Below are 16,693 nucleotides of genomic sequence, written 5' to 3'. Positions count from 1 at the left end.
GGGCCATCCCATCGGCACGTCGAGCAGTGAGCGCCAAAGGGGCGTGGCACGGCAACCCTGGTGGGCCAGCCAGGGCAGTCGCAGGGAGTGATGGCCGTAGTGAGCTCCGTCCGTGCAACGGGCGGAGAAGGAAAGCTCAACCATGACCTTGAAGAGGATTTCGAACGTGACCAAGAAGCAGACCCTTCGCATCAATGTGCTGGCTGCCGCCGTGCTGTCGTTGACTGTCGGCGTCGGTGCGGCGCATGCGGCAAAGCCGGGCGTGGCCAAGGAACCGGCTCGCGTGGCCAGCACTGCCCAGCAGAGCGTGGACGGTATCATCGTGAAGTACCGCAACGGCACTGCTGCTGCCAGCGATCGTTCGACCAAGCTCTCGGTCGTGCAGTCGGCGTTGTCGCGTGCCATCGTCAGCAGCGGCACCACCAGCCGCGCTGCGGCACTGTCCCCGCTGGTGGAGCGCAAGCTCGGTGCCGGTGGCGACCTGATCCGCCTGAAGTCCAAGCTGGGCTCGGCCGACATGCAGAAGGTACTGGCTGAGCTGAATGCCGATCCGTCGGTGCAGTACGCGGTGGCCAACGTGCGCCTGCAGCGTTCGGACCTGCGTGCCACCAATGCGCAGCCGGCACTGGTGCCCAACGATCCCAACTACGCGCAGTACCAGTGGAACTTCTTCAACGCCACCGGTGGTGTGAACGCACCGGCCGCGTGGGATCTCTCGCAGGGCGAGGGCATCGTGGTCGCCGTGCTCGATACCGGCATCCTGCCAGGCGTGCCGGACTTCGGCAGCAACCTGCTGGAAGGCTACGATTTCATCAGTGACAAGGAATCCTCGCGCCGCCCGAATGACGGCCGCGCACCGGGCGCCACCGACTACGGTGACTGGGTGGAAACGGCCAACGAGTGCTACACCGGCTCCGAACCGGAAGGCAGTTCCTGGCACGGTACGCACGTTGCCGGCACCATTGCCGAAGTAACCAACAACGGCAGTGCCCTGGCGGGCCTGGCCTACAAGGCCAAGGTGCTGCCGGTACGCGTGCTGGGCAAGTGCGGTGGCACGCTGGCCGACATCAGCGACGCCATCACCTGGGCCTCAGGCGGTACCGTACCGGGCATTCCGGCCAACACCAACCCGGCGGAAATCATCAACATGAGCCTGGGCGGTGGCGGCGCATGCGATGCCGCGTACCAGGACGCGATCAATGGCGCGGTGTCGCGAGGCACCCTGGTGGTGGTCGCGGCCGGCAATGAAACCGACAACGCGTCCAAGTACCGTCCGGCCAGCTGCAACAACGTGGTGGCGGTGGGCGCGACCCGTGTCACCGGTGGCATCACCTATTACTCCAACTACGGTACCGCGGTCGATCTGTCGGCCCCGGGCGGTGGCGGCGGTGTCGACGGCAATCCGAACGGCTACATCTGGCAGGTCGGTTCCAGTTCGGAAACCACCCCGGACGCTGGCGAGTGGGTGCTGATGGGCAAGGGCGGCACATCGATGTCCTCGCCGCACGTTGCCGCCGTGGCTGCCATGGTGCAGAGCGCGCTGATCGCCAAGGGCAAGGAACCGTTGGCCCCGGCCGCGCTGGAAACCCTGCTGAAGCAGAGCGCGCGCAAGTTCCCGGTGACCATCCCGGCGGCCACCCCGATCGGCACCGGCATCCTCGATGCCAAGGCCGCACTGGATGCCGCGCTGAAGGAGCCATGCACCGAGAACTGCGAGCCGGAAGGCATTCCGCTGACCAACAAGGTGACCGTGGGTGGGCTGACCGGCGCGGCCGCCAGCGAAACCGTCTACACCTTCGAAGCAGCGGCTGGTAAGACGCTGAGCGTGCTGACCTACGGCGGCAGCGGCAACGTGTCGGTGTACCTGGCGCAGGGCCGCGTGCCCACCGCGACCGACAACGATGCAAAGTCGACCCGCCCGGGCAATACCGAAACCGTGCGCGTCGCCAAGCCGGTGGCCGGGACCTACTACATCAAGGTGGTGGGTGAGGCCGCTTACAGCGGGGTGAGCATCCTGGCGACCCAGTAATCAGCGACCGTCGTAAATGAATAAGCGAGGCCCGTCACCTGTGTGACGGGCTTCGTCTTTTTACGAAAGAAGAATCGGAGAGGGTGGAAACCACGGCTTAACTGCTAAAGTCGGGACGATCGACAGGAGAGTCACGTGAACGCGCTCGCTGCCACCGCCATCGACGACACTGAAGGCCGCATCCTCGATGCGCTGCTGGCACGTGGTCGGCTCAAGGAAGGAGATCTGGCGCGTGCGCGGCCGCTGCATGCCGAAGCCGGCGGCAGCCTGCTGGGTCTGCTGGTGCGGCTTGGGCTGGTGTCCGAACGTGACCAGGCGCAGGCCAGTGCCGATGTGCTGGGCCTGCCGCTGCTGGAAGGACGGCAGCTGCCTGAGTCGCCGCCGCAGGCGCTGGCCGAGGGCCTGCCGCTGTCGCTGCGCTTTCTCAAGCAGTTCCACGTGTGCCCGCTGGCGTTGGATGAACACGGCGTGCAGCTGTGGCTGGCCGACGCCCACGATGCTTACCCGCAACAGGCCGTGCAGCTGGCGCTGGGCGTGCCGGTCACGCCGCTGCTGGGCATGCGCGCAGAAATCGATGACCTGATCGAGCGCTGGTTCGGGCAGGGCCGCAGCGCGATGGGGGCGATCGTGGAGACCGCCGATGGCGAAGGCGGCGCAGTGGACGATATCGAGCACCTGCGCGATCTCGCCTCGGAAGCGCCGGTGATCCGCCTGGTCAATCTGGTGATCCAGCGCGCGGTCGAACTGCGCGCATCGGACATCCACGTCGAGCCTTTCGAAAACCGGCTGAAAGTGCGCTACCGCGTCGATGGCGTGCTGGTCGAAGGCGAGAGCCCGCCGGCCAACCTGACCGCCGCGGTGATCAGCCGCATCAAGATCATGGCCCGGCTCAACATCGCCGAGCGCCGGCTGCCGCAGGACGGCCGCATCATGCTGCGCGTGCAGGGCAAGGAACTGGACCTGCGTGTCAGCACGGTGCCTACCGCGCACGGCGAAAGCGTGGTGATGCGACTGCTGGACCGCGAAACGGTGGTGTTCGACTTCCATCGGCTGGGCTTCACCGACGCCTTCCTGCCGCAGTTCCGCAAGGTGCTTGAACAGCCGCACGGCATCCTGCTGGTGACCGGCCCCACCGGGTCGGGCAAGACCACCACGCTGTATACCGCGCTGAGCCAGCTCAACACCGCCGACGTCAAGATCATCACCGTCGAGGATCCGGTCGAGTACCAGATCGAAGGCATCAACCAGATCCAGGCCAAGCCGCAGATCGGGCTGGATTTCGCCAATGCGCTGCGCAGCATCGTGCGCCAGGATCCGGACATCATCATGATCGGCGAAATGCGCGACCTGGAAACCGCGCGCATCGCGATCCAATCGGCGTTGACCGGCCACCTGGTGCTGTCCACGCTGCATACCAACAATGCCGCCGGCGGCATTACCCGCCTGCTCGACATGGGCGTGGAGGATTACCTGCTGACCTCCACCATCAACGGCATCCTGGCCCAGCGCCTGGTGCGCCGGCTGGAGCCTACCCACGCGGAGCGGTACGAAGCCTCGCCGGAAGAAATCGAGCGCTTCGACCTGCGCCGCCTGCAGCCGCAGGGAACGATCCACCTGTATCGGCCGAAGCCGTCGGCGCTGGCACCGACCGGCTACCTGGGGCGCACCACCATCATGGAATTCCTGGTGATGAACGACGCGCTGCGGCGTGCGGTGATGCGCCGTGATGGCATGGGCGAGATCGAACGCATCGCCCGCGAAGCCGGCATGCGCACCATGTACGAGGATGGCCTGGCCAAGGCCCTCAGCGGGCAGACGACCCTCGAGGAAGTCCTGCGCGTGACCGAGGAAAGCTGATGCGCGCAGGACGCAGGGGCTGACATGCCGAACTATCGCTACAAGGCGCTCAATACGCACGGCGAGATCTTCGACGGACAGATGGAAGCGGCCAGCGAGGCCGACCTGGTCGCGCGCCTGCAGGACCAGGGCCACCTGCCGATGGAAACGCAGCTGGCCGACGGCGGGGCGGTGGGCGGCAGCAGCCTGCGCGGCTTGTTCCGCCAGCGCCCGCTGCAGGGCGCGGCATTGCTGCAGTTCACCCAGCAGCTGGCCACGCTGCTCGGTGCCGGACAGCCGCTGGACCGCGCACTGTCGATCCTGCTCAGCCTGCCCGAAGACGAGCGCTCGCGCCGCGCGATCACCGATATCCGCGACGTGGTGCGTGGCGGCGCGCCGCTGTCGACTGCGCTGGAACGCCAGCACGGGTTGTTCTCGCGCCTGTACGTGAACATGGTGCGCGCCGGTGAAGCCGGTGGCAGCCTGCACGAGACCCTGCAACGCCTGGCCGATTATCTTGAACGCAGCCGCGCGCTGCAGGGCAAGGTGATCAACGCGCTGGTGTACCCGGCGATCCTGCTGGTGGTGGTGGGCGGCGCGCTGCTGTTCCTGCTGGGCTACGTGGTGCCGCAGTTCGCACAGATGTACGAAAGCCTGGACGTGGCGTTGCCGTGGTTCACCAACCTGGTGCTGCAGCTGGGCCTGTTCGTGCGTGACTGGTGGGTCCTGCTGTTGGTGGTGCCCGGCGTGCTGCTGCTGTTGTTTGAACGCAAGGTGCGGCAGCCCGCGTTCCGGTTGGCGCTGGACGGCTGGCTGCTGCAGCGCCGCGGCATCGGCCGCCTGTTGGGTGAGCTGGAAACCGCGCGGCTGGCACGCACCCTGGGAACGCTGCTGCGCAACGGCGTGCCGCTGCTGGGGGCGCTGGGCATCGCCCGCAACGTGCTGGGCAACCGCGCGCTGGCGGCCGATCTGGAGACCGCCGCCGACGAGGTCAAGAACGGCACCGGCCTGTCGCTGGCGTTGTCGCGTGGCAAGCGTTTCCCGCGCCTGGCACTGCAGATGATCCAGGTCGGCGAGGAGTCCGGTGCACTCGATACCATGCTGCTGAAAGCGGCTGATACTTTCGAACAGGACAGTGCCCGCCGCATCGACCGCCTGCTGGCGGCGATGGTGCCGGCGATCACCCTGGTGCTGGCCTCGGTGGTCGGCGCGGTGATCGTGGCCGTGCTGGTGCCGTTGTACGACCTCACCAACGCCATCGGCTGATGATGGCCTCCTTCGCAACCCCGACATCCCGTACCTGAAAGGACCGACCATGATTGCTTCCCGTCGACCGATCCGCCTTTCCTTCACCGCTGCACGCCACCAGTCGGGCATGAGCCTGCTGGAGATCATCATCGTCATCGTGCTGATCGGCGCGGTACTGACCCTGGTCGCCAGCCGCGTGCTCGGCGGTGCCGACCGTGGCAAGGCCAACATCGCCAAGGCGCAGGTACAGACCGTTGCTTCCAAGGTCGACAACTACCAGATCGATACCGGCAAGCTGCCTGCCTCGCTCAACGACCTGGTGACCGCTCCGGCCGGCGTCGGTGGCTGGCTGGGCCCGTATGCCAAGCCCGCCGACCTCAACGACCCGTGGGGCCACGCCCTGGAGTACCGCGCACCGGGCGAAGGCCAGGCGTATGAACTGATCAGCCTGGGCAAGGACGGCAAGGCCGGCGGCAGCAGCGTCGACGCCGACATCCGCTACCAGCCGTAAGCACGCATGCTGCTTTTCCTGCCGCGCCGGGTGTCACGCCCGCGCCTGCACGGCAGGCGCGCAGCGGGGCTGTCGCTGCTGGAGATGCTGCTGGTGATCGCGTTGATCGCCGCCATCGGCCTGATCACCGCCGCGGGCATGTCGCGTGGCTTTGCCGGCATGCAGCTGCGCAGTGCCGGCAAGGACATCGCCAACCAGTTGCGCATGGTGCGCGCGCAGGCCATTGCCCGCGGCGAGCCGCAGCGCTTCGTGATCGAACCGGCACAGCATCGCTGGCAGGGCGCCAACCAGCGCCACGGTGAAGTGCCGGCCAAGCTGAAGGTGCAGTTCGAGGGGGCCGCGCAGTTGGCCACCGCGCCCGGCCAGGGCGTGATCGAATTCCATCCCGACGGCGGCTCCAGCGGCGGCCGCATCCGCCTGCAGCTGGAAAGCGCCGAGTGGCGCATCGATGTGGGCTGGTTGACCGGTGAAGTCCGTTCCGGACCGTGGCGGGCGCAATGAGGTCGCGCGCCCGTGGCTTCACCCTGCTTGAAGTGATCATTGCCTTCGCATTGCTTGGGTTGGCGCTGACCCTGTTGCTGGGCAGCCTGTCTGGTGGCGCGCGCCAGGTGCGCGATGCCGAGCTGCGTACGCGCGCGGTGCTGCACGCGCAATCGTTGCTGGCCGCCGCTGGCGTGGAAGCGCCACTGCAGGCCGGCAGCCAGCAGGGCGAGTGGGAGCAGGGGCGCTATCACTGGCAGCTGCAGGTGCAGCCCTGGGCCGAGCCGCGCAGTGGTGCGCTGCCCGCTGCGCAGGCGCCGGGTGGCCCGTGGCTGGCGGAACTGCAGCTGCAGGTGCGCTGGGGTGACAGCGAGCGTGAGCAGATGCGCTGGCGCAGCCTGCGTCTGTTGCCGCCGACCGTGGAGAACGCACGATGAGGCACCGTGCGCGGGGCTTCACCCTGATCGAAGTCATGCTGGCCACCGTGCTGTTGGCCGGCGGCCTGGCGTTGGCCTTCGCCAGCGTGCGCTCGGCGATGGCGATCAGCCAGCGCGGTGAGCAGATCGCCGCGCAGAGCGAACGCATGCGCGCGGTGCAGGCCCTGCTGCGGCGTCAGCTTGCCAGTGCCCTGCGCAGTCCGTTGGAAGTGCCTGACCCTACCCGCGAACCGGTGTTCTTCCAGGGCGATGATCAGGGCATGACGTTCGTTGCCGACCTGCCGGGTTATCTCGGTCGCGGCGGCCCCTACCTGCATGCGCTGCAGGTGGATGGCGCCGCCGGCCACCGCCGGCTGCTGCTGGAGCTGGTGCTGCTGCAGGAAGGTGAGCGCATTGAAGAGAACCCGCCGCGCCCGCCCGAAGTGCTGGCGGAGGACTTGAAGGAGGTACGGCTGCGCTATCGCGGTGTCGACGCCAGCAACGGGCAATTGACCGAGTGGTTACCTCGTTGGGACGACACCCGGCGCCTGCCATTGCTGGTGGAAGTGCAGATCGTGCCAAGCAGAGGCACGCCGTGGCCGCCGCTGGTGGTGTCACTGCGTGCCGGTGGCAGTGGAGGCGCGCGATGAGCCATCCGCGCGGTGCCGCGCTGGTATTGGTGCTGTGGCTGATTGCGTTGATGACCGCGTTGGTCGGCGCCTTCGCGCTCAGCGCACGGGTCGAACACCTGCAGCAGCGGGTGCTCGGTGATGATGCCCGTGGCCAGGAGCGCGCTCGCGCCGGCCTGGAGTACGCGCTGCTGCGGCTGCAGCCAGACCCGCAGCGTCCGCCGTGGCAGGCCGACGGGCGCGCCTATCGTTGGCAGTTCGACGACGCCCGCATCGAGATCCGGGTACTGGACGAGAACGGCAAGATCAACCTCAACCTGGCGGATGCGGCACTGCTGTCCGCATTCATGCAGGCACTGGGCGAGCCCGCGGATACCGCCAAGCAGTTGGCCGGTGCGATCATCGACTGGCGCGATGAAGACAGCCTGCTGCAGCCCGGTGGCGGTGCCGAAGCCCCCGAGTACGCTGCGGCAGGCCTGCCCTATGGCCCGCGCAACAAGCGCTTTGAAACCCTGGGCGAACTGCAGCGGGTGCTGGGGATGCGCGGGTCGCTGTATGCCGCGATGCTGCCGCACCTGACGCTCTACAGCCGGCAGGCGCGTCCGGATCCGCGCTTCGCCAGTGGCCCGGTGTTGACCGCCATGGGCCTGGATGCGGAACAACTGCTGGCGCAACGCGCCCAGCAGGAGCGTGACGGAGATAACGCTGCGGATGCATCGGCGCTTGCCAGCGGCAGTGGCACCTATAGTATCGAGTCCCGTGCCACTGACGGCAGCGGACGCCTGTCGGTGCTGCAGGCGGTGGTGCGCAACGGATCGGGCGGGGTGCCCGGCCGGACTTACACAGTGCTTCGCTGGGAGCAGGGAATGGCAGCAAGATGACGGCTTGGCAGGACAGTCTGCGGCAGGTGCAGGGCCAGATCGGCCCCGGTGCCGGCCGTTTCCTGCGCTGGTGGCGGCAGTCGTTGCTGGCGTGGGTGCCGATGCGCTGGCAATGGGCACTGGGCTGGTCGCAGACCCGCCTGCTGCTGCAGTGCGAAGACGGGCAGTTGCAGGTCTGGCGCGAAACCGGTGACGGCCTTGAGCCTGTGGCCGGTCTTCCGTGGCCGCTGCAACCGGCGGACCTGGACCGCGTGCTCGAGCCGCGCCTGCGCAGCCTGCCACGGGTGTGGCTGCTGCCCGCCGGGCAGGTCCTGCGGCGCACGCTGCGCCTGCCTGCTGCGGCCGCTGACCGCCTGCGTGCGGTGGTCGGCTACGAGATCGACCGGCAGACACCGTTCGAAGCCAGCCAGGTCAGCTATGACATCCGTGAACTGGGCAGTGCCGGCGAAGGCCTGTTGCAGGTGGAGCTGGTGGCGTGGCCGCTGCGTCAGCTCGATGACTGGCGCGCGCAGATCGGTGACTGGGCCGATGCGCTTGCCGGCGTCGATGCGCTCGACGCGCAGGGCCGCGCGCTGCAGGTCAACCTGCTGCCACCCGCGCAGCGTCAACAGCGGCCGGACCCGATGCGGCGCTGGAACCTGCTGCTCGCTGCAGCGGCGCTGGTGATGCTGGTGCTGGCGGCAATGCAGTTGCTGGACAATCGCCGCGCCGCCGTCGATGCGCTGCGCGAAGACGTCGAGCGCAGCGCCCGCAGCGCGCGTGGCGTCGCCAGCGAGCGCAGCCAGCTGCAGGCGCTGCTGGATGGAGCGGCGTTCCTGGAAACACAACGCAACCAGCGCGCCAGTACCGTTGAAGTGTGGAATGAGCTGACCCGACGCCTGCCCGACGGCACCTACCTGGAAAAACTGGCGATCGAGAACAGCAGCCTGCAGCTGATCGGCCTCAGCAGTGAAGCATCGCAGCTGGTTCCGTTGCTGCAGGACGCGCCACAGTGGCGCAAGGTCAATCTCACGGGCGTGCTGCAGGCCGACGGTGCCGCCAGTGGCCGCGACCGCTTCACCCTGACCGCCGAGCTGCAGCCATTGCCTTCGGCCGCACCTGCACCGGCACCCGCCCCGACTGACACCCCGGAGGCGGCCGATGCCGATGCCAAGCGCACGCCGTGACCGCTGGCTGGCACTGGCGCTGCTGCTGGCAGTGCTGGGCCTGGCCTACCTGCTGCTGGTGCACCCGTGGTTCACCCAGCCGCTGCTGGCGATCGACGCCGATGCTGCTGCCCTGCGCGAACGCCAGCAGCGCGTGCAGGCGCAGCTGCAGCAGCAGCCGCAGATCGAACAACGGCTGCGCGCGACCCGCGACGCCCTGCAGCAGCGCCCGGGTTTCCTGCAGGAAGCCACCGCCGAGGCCGCTGCGGCCGCGCTCGGCGCACGCCTGCAGGATGCGGTGGCGATGGCCAGCCCGGGTAACCGCAGCTGCACCATCAGCAACCGCACGCCCTTGAGCGACAACCGTCGCGATGCCGCCTTCGTCCGCGTGGCCATGCAGGTGCGCCTGCGCTGCGGCGTGGCCGAACTGGCCACCGTCCTGCACAGCCTGGAGACCGGCAGCCCGCGCCTGTTCGTGGACAACCTCAACCTGATCGCGCAGCGATTCCAGCAATCGCCGAACGAATCCGGCCTCGGCCTGGATGTGTCTTTCGAGCTGGCGGGCTACCTGCTGCCAAGTGCTGCTGCCGATTCCTCCGCAGCGCCCGCGGCCGCCCCACCTGCAGCGGCGCCGGTGGTGTCGCCGCCGGCACCTGTACCGGCACCGGCAGAGCAGCCTGCTGCCGATGCGCAGGAGGTGGCCGATGAAGCTTGAGCAGATCAACCTGCGCACCGGGCTGCTGCTGGCGCTGGCCGGATGGGCCGCTGCGGTCTGGCTGGCCACCGGTTTCGGCCTGGGCAGCCAACTGCCCACGATCAGCGCAGAGGGCGATACCCAGGCCGCGCTGCCGGCACTGCCTGTGCTGGCGCCCGAACGCATGGCCGGCGCAGACAGCTACAGCGTGATCAGCGAGCGGCCGCTGTTCGCCGAAGACCGCAAGCCGCGCCCGTACCTGCTGGGGGGCAGCGAAGCGGCCACCAGTCCCGCACTGCGCCTGACCGGCGTGCTGATGACTGGTGATTTCAGCATGGCGACCTTCACCACCGAGCAGGGCCGGTCGCTGCGCCTGCGCCTCAACGGCGATGCCGTCGATGGCTGGCAGCTGGTTGCATTGGAACCACGCCAGGCCACGGTGATCGGCTCCAGTGGCAGCCAGGTGCTGGAACTGGCCGTGTTCAATGGCCAGGGCGGTGAAGCGCCGACGGCGCTGCGCGGTGCCAACGGCGCGGCGCCGGTACCCGGTGCGGTGGTTCCGCCGCCACCGCCACCGCCGGCGCCCAGCCAGACCCTGCCCAACCCTCGTGCCAGCGATGGCAACGTGGCGCCCGTGTCGCCGGCACCGGCCGCGGCCGCCGCGCCCCCTGCCAACACCAACGGTCCCAGCGAAGCGCAGATGCAGGCCATCCGCGAACGCATCCAGGCCCGCCGCCGTCAGCTGCAGCAACAGCAGCAACAACCGTCGCCGCCCCCGGGCGATGGCACCAACCGATAGAGTGAATGCATGAATCTGCGTTTTCTTCCCTGGTCCTTTGCCCTGACGCTGCTGGTCGGCTGCAGCACCGTGTCGGCCCCGCATGTGCAACGCAACGGCAACCTGCAGCCATCGGCCAGCGCCGGTCAGGCTGCCGCCGATGCGCAGGCCGACGCGGCCGATCAGGTCCAAGGCGCACCGCAGGCGGTGATCCGCCGAGGCACCGGCACCATGATCAACCGCGAGGCCGCGCGCAAGCCGTCGCCCGCGCTGCATGCGGCCAGTTCCGGTGAAGCGACCTTCAACTTCGAAGGCGAATCGGTGCACGCGGTGGTCAAGGCCATCCTCGGTGACATGCTCGGCCAGAACTACGTGATCGCTCCCGGTGTGCAGGGCACGGTGACCCTGGCCACGCCGAAGCCGGTATCGCCGGCACAGGCGCTGAACCTGCTGGAGATGGTGCTGGGCTGGAACAACGCGCGCATGGTCTACAGCGGTGGCCGTTACAACATCGTCGCCGCCGACCAGGCTCTGGCCGGCACTGTGGCGCCGAGCACCGCGCCGGCATCCAGCGCACGCGGCTTCGAAGTGCGCGTGGTGCCGCTGCAGTTCATCTCCGCCACCGAGATGAAGAAGGTGCTGGAGCCCTATGCGCGGCCCAATGCCATCGTCAACGTCGACAGCGGCCGCAACGTGATCACCCTGGGCGGCACCCGTGCCGAACTCGAAAACTACCTGCATACCGTCGAAATCTTCGACGTCGACTGGCTCTCGGGCATGTCGGTGGGTGTGTTCCCGATCCAGTCCGGCAAGGCCGAGCAGGTCGCCGCTGATCTGGAAAAGGTATTCGGCGAAGAGAGCAAGACGCCCAGCGCCGGCATGTTCCGTTTCCTGCCGCTGGAAAACGCCAACGCCGTGCTGGTGATCACCCCGCAGGTGCGCTACCTGGACCAGATCCAGCAGTGGCTGGACCGCATCGATACCGCCGGTGGCAGCGCGCGCCTGTTCTCGCATGAACTGCGTTACATCAAGGCACGCGACCTGGCCGAGCGCCTCAGCGAAGCCTTCGCCAGCAGCGGCAACCGCAGCGGCTCCAGTCCGGCAGCGCTGGCACCGGGCGCCATTCCGTCGCAGCTGGGCAGCGATGGCGAGCGCGGCATGGATGCCAACAACGGCAGCAGCTTCAACAACACGGTGGGTGGCAGCAGCGGCGGCAGCGGTGGTAGTTCCGGTTCCTTGAATCTTCCGCAGCGCCAGTCGGGTAACGTCAGCATCAGCCTGGAAGTGGAAGGTGATCGTGTCGGCGTGTCGGCGGTGGAGGAAACCAACACGCTGCTGGTGCGCTCGACGCCGCAGGCATGGCGTTCGATCCGTGAAGTGATCGAGAAGCTGGACGTGATGCCGCTCCAGGTGCACATCGAAGCGCAGGTGGCCGAAGTGGGGCTGACTGGCGACCTGAAGTACGGCGTGAACTGGTTCTTCGACAATGCCGTGGCCGGCCGCGCGCTCACCGGTGCGCTGGCGGGGCTGACCCTGCCGGCGGCGGCAGGCGGTTCCTGGAACACCTTTGCCGGCGCGGTGACCGGCACCGATGGCGCCAACTGGGCGTTCACCGGCCACAACGGTGCTGCCGTGGTCAGCGCACTGGACAAGGTGACCGACGTGCGCCTGCTGCAGACGCCCTCGGTGTTCGTGCGCAACAACGCCGAAGCCACGCTCAACGTGGGCGACAAGGTGCCGATCAACACCACCACGGTCAACACCGGCATCGGCACCGGCACCTACAGCTCGGTGCAGTACATCGACACCGGTGTGATCCTCAAGGTGCGCCCGCGCGTAACCCGCGACGGTACGGTGTTCCTGGACATCGTGCAGGAGATCAGCAGCGCATCGGACGTGCCGGAGAACTGCAATCCGCAGGAGCGCAACTGCAATCCGCGTATTTCCACCAAGAAGCTGGCCACCGAGGCGGCGGTGCAGAGCGGCGACACCATCATGCTGGCCGGCCTGATCACCGATTCGGCCACCGATGGCAGCAATGGCATTCCCGGGTTGAGCAGGATTCCGGTGCTGGGCGCACTGTTTGGCCAGAAGAGCCGCACCAGCCGTCGTTCGGAAGTGATTGTGCTGCTGACCCCGACCATCGTCCGCAATGGCCAGGAAGCACGCAACCTGACAGACGAATACAGCCAGCGCTTCCGCGCGATGGAGCCGCTGAACCAGCCGCGCAGGAAGTAAGGGGTATCGGCCGGGCTGCGCCCGGGTAACACGCCACCGCATGCGCGCTGTCGCTCCCACGCTTCGCTGCGCGAACCGCGGGCCCCGCTTACCAGCTTCCAGACCCCCGCCGCTTCGCGGCCGCCCCCTGACTCAGGGGGCTCTGCCCCAGACGCGCCCCCCTGTCTGGTAGATCCACGCCATGCGTGGATGCTCTCGTTTCGATGTCGAACTATTCGATTTCGATGGAGATTCATCCACGCATGGCGTGGATCTACTGGCCACCGGAGAATTGTCGAAGGCGGGGTGGGTCCGGTTGCGGGGGCGTGAGCGCCATGGATGGCGCGACCGAGCCTACATGGACGTATTCACGGCGTCCCCCGCAACCGGACCCACCCCGCCATCCCCCAGAAGCCCAGCTGTTGCTGTTGCTTCGGCCGTGGCCTTGGCTTGAAGCCTCTGCAGGTGCCGGGTGCAACCCGGCCGATACCCTCCCGGTGCTACGCTGTGGCCACCGACAACCACGGAGGCGGAATGGGGGCGATCGTGTTGTTGCCGCTGGGCGTGGACGACGCGGTGCTCGACCGCTGCCTGGCCGCGCTCGATGCCGGTACCGCAGCCGGGACATCGATCTGGCTGGGTGATGATGCGCAGGCTGGACCGCGCGCACAGGCGGTGGTCGAACACTGGCTGGCGCATACCCCGCTGCAGGCCGAATACACCCGCCGCGCCCGGCCACTCGGCGAGGTCGCGCACCTGGACGAAATGCTGCGCGCCTGCGATGGCCTGGACGTCGCGGTGCTGGCCCCGGACAGCGTGCCGGCGCCGGGCTGGCTGCAGCAGTTGCAGGCCACCTTCGCCCGTGACGCGGCCATCGCCACGGCCACGCCGTGGTGCAACGTCGGCGAAACCGCTGCGTGGCCGCGGCTGGGTGAGCTCAACCCTGAACCGAGCGACCCGGCGCTGTTGTCCCACGCCTGCGCCGCACTGCCGACCCTGCATCCCGAACTCCCTTCGGCCGTCACCCACGCGGTACTGGTGCGTGCCAATGCGCGGCGCCGCGCCGGTGGCCTGGATGCAGAAAGCTATCTCGGCTGGAACGCGGCGCTGGTCGACCTGAGCCTGCGCATGGCCGGTCTCGGCTGGCGTAACGTCTTGTGCGAAAACGCCTTCGTCGGCCGTGCCAATGAAGCGCCCAGCCGCGACGGCGACCTTGAAGCGCTGGCCGCGCGCTGGCCAGGTTGGGTGCCGCGCTTGGCTGACTTCCTGATGCACGACCCGCTGCACACGCTGCGCCAGGACCTGCAGCGCAACCTCCAGCAGGCGATAATGCCGCGCGGGCAGGGTGACCTGTTCGTCTCGTCATCATCGCTGGAGCCGCCTGCTTGAATGCCGCCATTGCCGCCATCGTCGTCACCTACCAGAGCGGCAGTACCATCGATGCCTGCCTGTCGCGACTGCGCCAGGCGCAGGACGTGGCCGAGATCCGGGTGATCGACAACGGTTCGCTGGATGACACCCTGGAAATCGTACAGCGCCATGCCAGCCACGATCCGCGCGTACGTTTCATCGCCAATCCGGACAATCCCGGTTTCGCTGCAGCCAACAACCAGGGCGTTGCCGATTCGCGTAGTCCGTGGCTGGCCTTCATCAACCCCGACCTGATGGTCGAAATCGATACCCTCGCCGCACTGCGTGACCGCGCCACTGCGGTGGGCGACAGCCTGCTGGGGGTAGAGCAGGTGGACGAACACGGCCAGGCCGACGACGCGGTACGGCGTCGCGATCCGGATTTCCTCGCCATGCTGCGCTCGCCCGGTCGCGGCGCGCGGTTGGCCATTGCCCGCGATCCGGCGCAGCCGTTGCAGCAGGTGCCGGCATTGTCCGGTGCGCTGCTGCTGATGCCGCGGGTCCTGTTCGATCGCATCGGCGGCTGGGATGCGGGCTACCGGCTGCATGCCGAAGACCTGGACCTGTGCCGTCGTGTGCGCGAAGCGGGCGGCGTGGTGGCCATCGCCAACGATCTGAAGGTGACCCACGTGCGCGGGGTGTCCAGCCGTTCGCGGCCGTTCTTCGTGGAATGGCACAAGCACAAGGGCCTGTGGCGCTACTTCAGCAAGTTCGAGGCGTCGCAGCGGTCGTTGCCGGTGCGGCTGGCGGTGTGGGGCGCGATCTGGGCCCATGCACTGGTGCAGGTGCCGAGGCTGCTGCGCAGGTCTTTGTAGAGCCGAGCCCACGCTCAGCTGCATGGAAGGGCTCATCCACGCATGGCGTGGATCTACTGGCCGCGTCCACGCTCGGCTGCATGGAAGGGGTCATCCACGCATGGCGTGGATCTACTGGCCGCGTCCACGCTCGGCTGCATGGATGGGGTCATCCACGCATGGCGTGGATCTACTGGCCGAGCCCACGCTCGGCTGCATGGAAGGGGTCATCCACGCATGGCGTGGATCTACTGGCCGCGTCCACGCTCGGCTGCATGGAAGGGGTCATCCACGCATGGCGTGGATCTACTGGCCGAGCCCGCGCTCGGCTGCATGGATGGGGTCATCCACGCATGGCGTGGATCTACCGGTGGCGCCCCCGGTTCACCCGTCCGGGCGCATACTTGCAGCCATGCCTATCATCCAGTCCCTGCTCGACACCGACCTGTACAAGTTCACCATGATGCAGGCGGTGCTGCACCAGCACCCCGGCGCGCAGGTTCAATACCGTTTCAAATGCCGCACCCCCGGTATCGAGCTGGCCCGCTACATCGACCAGATCGATGAAGAGATCGACCACCTGTGCAGCCTGCGCTTCAGCCAGGAAGAGCTGGACTACATGCGTGGCCTGCGCTTCGTGAAGCCGGATTTCGCCGACTTCCTCGGCCTGTTCCACCTGGATCGCAAGTACATCCAGCTGCGCGCGTCGAAGACCGTGCCCGGTGAGATCGAGCTGGACATCACCGGCCCGTGGCTGCACACCATCCTGTTCGAAGTGCCGCTGCTGGCGATCATCAACGAAGTCTGGTTCCGCAACACCACCACCGCTGATTTTGCCGAAGGCGAACGCCGCCTGCAGGCCAAGGCGGCGCTGCTGCGCGATACCCCGGGTTTCGAACAGTGTCGCATTGCCGACTACGGCAGCCGCCGCCGCTACTCGCGCGACTGGCACGCGCGCCTGCTGCCGCTGCTGCGCGATGCGCTGGGCCCGCAGTTGGTCGGCACCAGCAACGTGCACTTCGCGCGCCTGTACGGCATGACCCCGCACGGCACCATGGCCCACGAATACCTGCAGGCGTTCCAGGCGCTGGGTCCGCGCCTGCGCGATTCGCAGGTGGCGGCGCTGGAATCGTGGGCGCGCGAGTACCGCGGCGATCTCGGCATCGCGCTGTCGGACGTGGTCGGGCTGGACGCGTTCCTGCGCGACTTCGACATGTATTTCTGCAAGCTGTTCGATGGCGTGCGGCATGATTCCGGCGACCCGTTCGACTGGGGCGACCGCATGCTGGCCCACTTCCAGCAGCGCCGTGTCGACGCGCGCAGCAAGGTACTGGTGTTCAGCGATGGCCTGGACATCACCAAGGTCATGCGCCTGTACGACTACTTCCGTGGCCGCTGCCAGGTGGCGTTCGGCGTAGGTACCCATCTGACCAACGATCTGGGGCCGACGCCGCTGAACATCGTCATCAAGATGGTCCGCTGCAACGGCCAGCCGGTGGCCAAGCTCAGCGACTCGCCGGGCAAGAGCATGTGCGATGACCCGGGCTACCTGTCCTACCTGCGGCAGGTGTTCGAGTTGCCGTCCGAGGGGAGCTGAACGTCACACTGTGACGCTCAGCGTCACC

General features: G+C 67.7%; 15 protein-coding genes. All 15 read left to right on the top strand.

Annotated elements, in window-relative coordinates; genetic code table 11:
- Nucleotides 1-142 precede the first annotated feature (142 nt).
- The 15 genes from HUT07_RS16610 (at nt 143) to pncB (ending at nt 16,665) form a co-directional block, all read left to right on the top strand.
- The gene (locus HUT07_RS16610; protein WP_176021826.1) at nt 143-2,029 is read left to right on the top strand and encodes a S8 family peptidase; all 1,887 of its coding nucleotides are present in this window, start codon (nt 143-145) and stop codon (nt 2,027-2,029) included.
- A gap of 135 nt (nt 2,030-2,164) precedes the next feature.
- A complete protein-coding gene (gspE, locus tag HUT07_RS16605; protein ID WP_176021825.1) occupies nt 2,165-3,886 on the top strand; it encodes a type II secretion system ATPase GspE in 1,722 nt (573 codons plus the stop codon).
- 24 nt (nt 3,887-3,910) lie between these two features.
- Nucleotides 3,911-5,131 (top strand): type II secretion system F family protein, encoded by a 1,221-nt coding sequence (locus HUT07_RS16600; protein WP_176021824.1) that lies wholly within the window; start codon nt 3,911-3,913, stop codon nt 5,129-5,131.
- Between the two features lie 49 nt (nt 5,132-5,180).
- Nucleotides 5,181-5,624, top strand: coding sequence for a type II secretion system major pseudopilin GspG (gene gspG / locus HUT07_RS16595; protein ID WP_032951922.1), 444 nt, complete (start codon nt 5,181-5,183; stop codon nt 5,622-5,624).
- A 6-nt stretch (nt 5,625-5,630) separates the two neighbouring features.
- Complete coding sequence (locus tag HUT07_RS16590; RefSeq protein ID WP_165376228.1) at nt 5,631-6,125, top strand: GspH/FimT family pseudopilin; 495 nt, start codon at nt 5,631-5,633, stop codon at nt 6,123-6,125.
- Nucleotides 6,122-6,541 (top strand): prepilin-type N-terminal cleavage/methylation domain-containing protein, encoded by a 420-nt coding sequence (locus HUT07_RS16585; RefSeq protein WP_176021823.1) that lies wholly within the window; start codon nt 6,122-6,124, stop codon nt 6,539-6,541. Before HUT07_RS16590 ends, HUT07_RS16585 begins: the two co-directional genes overlap by 4 nt.
- The gene (locus HUT07_RS16580) at nt 6,538-7,170 is read left to right on the top strand and encodes a type II secretion system protein J (RefSeq protein ID WP_176021822.1); all 633 of its coding nucleotides are present in this window, start codon (nt 6,538-6,540) and stop codon (nt 7,168-7,170) included. Before HUT07_RS16585 ends, HUT07_RS16580 begins: the two co-directional genes overlap by 4 nt.
- Entirely contained in the window at nt 7,167-8,030 is an 864-nt protein-coding gene (locus HUT07_RS16575) for a general secretion pathway protein GspK (protein ID WP_176021821.1), read from the top strand. Before HUT07_RS16580 ends, HUT07_RS16575 begins: the two co-directional genes overlap by 4 nt.
- Complete coding sequence (locus HUT07_RS16570) at nt 8,027-9,196, top strand: PilN domain-containing protein (protein ID WP_176021820.1); 1,170 nt, start codon at nt 8,027-8,029, stop codon at nt 9,194-9,196. Before HUT07_RS16575 ends, HUT07_RS16570 begins: the two co-directional genes overlap by 4 nt.
- The gene (gspM, locus tag HUT07_RS16565) at nt 9,171-9,890 is read left to right on the top strand and encodes a type II secretion system protein GspM (protein ID WP_176021819.1); all 720 of its coding nucleotides are present in this window, start codon (nt 9,171-9,173) and stop codon (nt 9,888-9,890) included. Before HUT07_RS16570 ends, gspM begins: the two co-directional genes overlap by 26 nt.
- A complete protein-coding gene (locus HUT07_RS16560) occupies nt 9,880-10,668 on the top strand; it encodes a general secretion pathway protein GspN (RefSeq protein ID WP_176021818.1) in 789 nt (262 codons plus the stop codon). The genes gspM and HUT07_RS16560 overlap by 11 nt, the downstream gene beginning before the upstream one ends.
- A gap of 9 nt (nt 10,669-10,677) precedes the next feature.
- Entirely contained in the window at nt 10,678-12,885 is a 2,208-nt protein-coding gene (gspD, locus tag HUT07_RS16555; protein ID WP_176021817.1) for a type II secretion system secretin GspD, read from the top strand.
- Nucleotides 12,886-13,398: 513 nt separating this feature from the next.
- Nucleotides 13,399-14,253 (top strand): glycosyltransferase, encoded by an 855-nt coding sequence (locus tag HUT07_RS16550; protein ID WP_176021816.1) that lies wholly within the window; start codon nt 13,399-13,401, stop codon nt 14,251-14,253.
- Entirely contained in the window at nt 14,250-15,089 is an 840-nt protein-coding gene (locus HUT07_RS16545; protein WP_176021815.1) for a glycosyltransferase family 2 protein, read from the top strand. The genes HUT07_RS16550 and HUT07_RS16545 overlap by 4 nt, the downstream gene beginning before the upstream one ends.
- Nucleotides 15,090-15,480: 391 nt before the next feature.
- Entirely contained in the window at nt 15,481-16,665 is a 1,185-nt protein-coding gene (gene pncB, locus HUT07_RS16540) for a nicotinate phosphoribosyltransferase (protein WP_176021814.1), read from the top strand.
- Nucleotides 16,666-16,693 lie beyond the last annotated feature (28 nt).

The sequence above is a fragment of the Stenotrophomonas sp. NA06056 genome (genome assembly GCF_013364355.1).
GTDB lineage: Bacteria > Pseudomonadota > Gammaproteobacteria > Xanthomonadales > Xanthomonadaceae > Stenotrophomonas.
The sequence above is the reverse complement of the archived record's forward strand: the minus strand, read 5'-3'. Positions and strand labels throughout refer to the sequence as shown.

Excerpts from the sequence above, each read along its gene's own strand:
- HUT07_RS16600 (WP_176021824.1), top strand. The coding sequence starts at position 3,911 with ATGCCGAACTATCGCTACAAGGCGCTCAATACGCACGGCGAGATCTTC.
- HUT07_RS16580 (WP_176021822.1), top strand. The coding sequence starts at position 6,538 with ATGAGGCACCGTGCGCGGGGCTTCACCCTGATCGAAGTCATGCTGGCC.
- pncB (WP_176021814.1), top strand. The coding sequence starts at position 15,481 with ATGCCTATCATCCAGTCCCTGCTCGACACCGACCTGTACAAGTTCACC.
- HUT07_RS16585 (WP_176021823.1), top strand. The coding sequence starts at position 6,122 with ATGAGGTCGCGCGCCCGTGGCTTCACCCTGCTTGAAGTGATCATTGCC.
- HUT07_RS16560 (WP_176021818.1), top strand. The coding sequence starts at position 9,880 with ATGAAGCTTGAGCAGATCAACCTGCGCACCGGGCTGCTGCTGGCGCTG.
- HUT07_RS16610 (WP_176021826.1), top strand. The coding sequence starts at position 143 with ATGACCTTGAAGAGGATTTCGAACGTGACCAAGAAGCAGACCCTTCGC.
- gspG (WP_032951922.1), top strand. The coding sequence starts at position 5,181 with ATGATTGCTTCCCGTCGACCGATCCGCCTTTCCTTCACCGCTGCACGC.
- HUT07_RS16570 (WP_176021820.1), top strand. The coding sequence starts at position 8,027 with ATGACGGCTTGGCAGGACAGTCTGCGGCAGGTGCAGGGCCAGATCGGC.
- HUT07_RS16550 (WP_176021816.1), top strand. The coding sequence starts at position 13,399 with ATGGGGGCGATCGTGTTGTTGCCGCTGGGCGTGGACGACGCGGTGCTC.
- HUT07_RS16575 (WP_176021821.1), top strand. The coding sequence starts at position 7,167 with ATGAGCCATCCGCGCGGTGCCGCGCTGGTATTGGTGCTGTGGCTGATT.
- gspD (WP_176021817.1), top strand. The coding sequence starts at position 10,678 with ATGAATCTGCGTTTTCTTCCCTGGTCCTTTGCCCTGACGCTGCTGGTC.
- HUT07_RS16590 (WP_165376228.1), top strand. The coding sequence starts at position 5,631 with ATGCTGCTTTTCCTGCCGCGCCGGGTGTCACGCCCGCGCCTGCACGGC.
- gspM (WP_176021819.1), top strand. The coding sequence starts at position 9,171 with ATGCCGATGCCAAGCGCACGCCGTGACCGCTGGCTGGCACTGGCGCTG.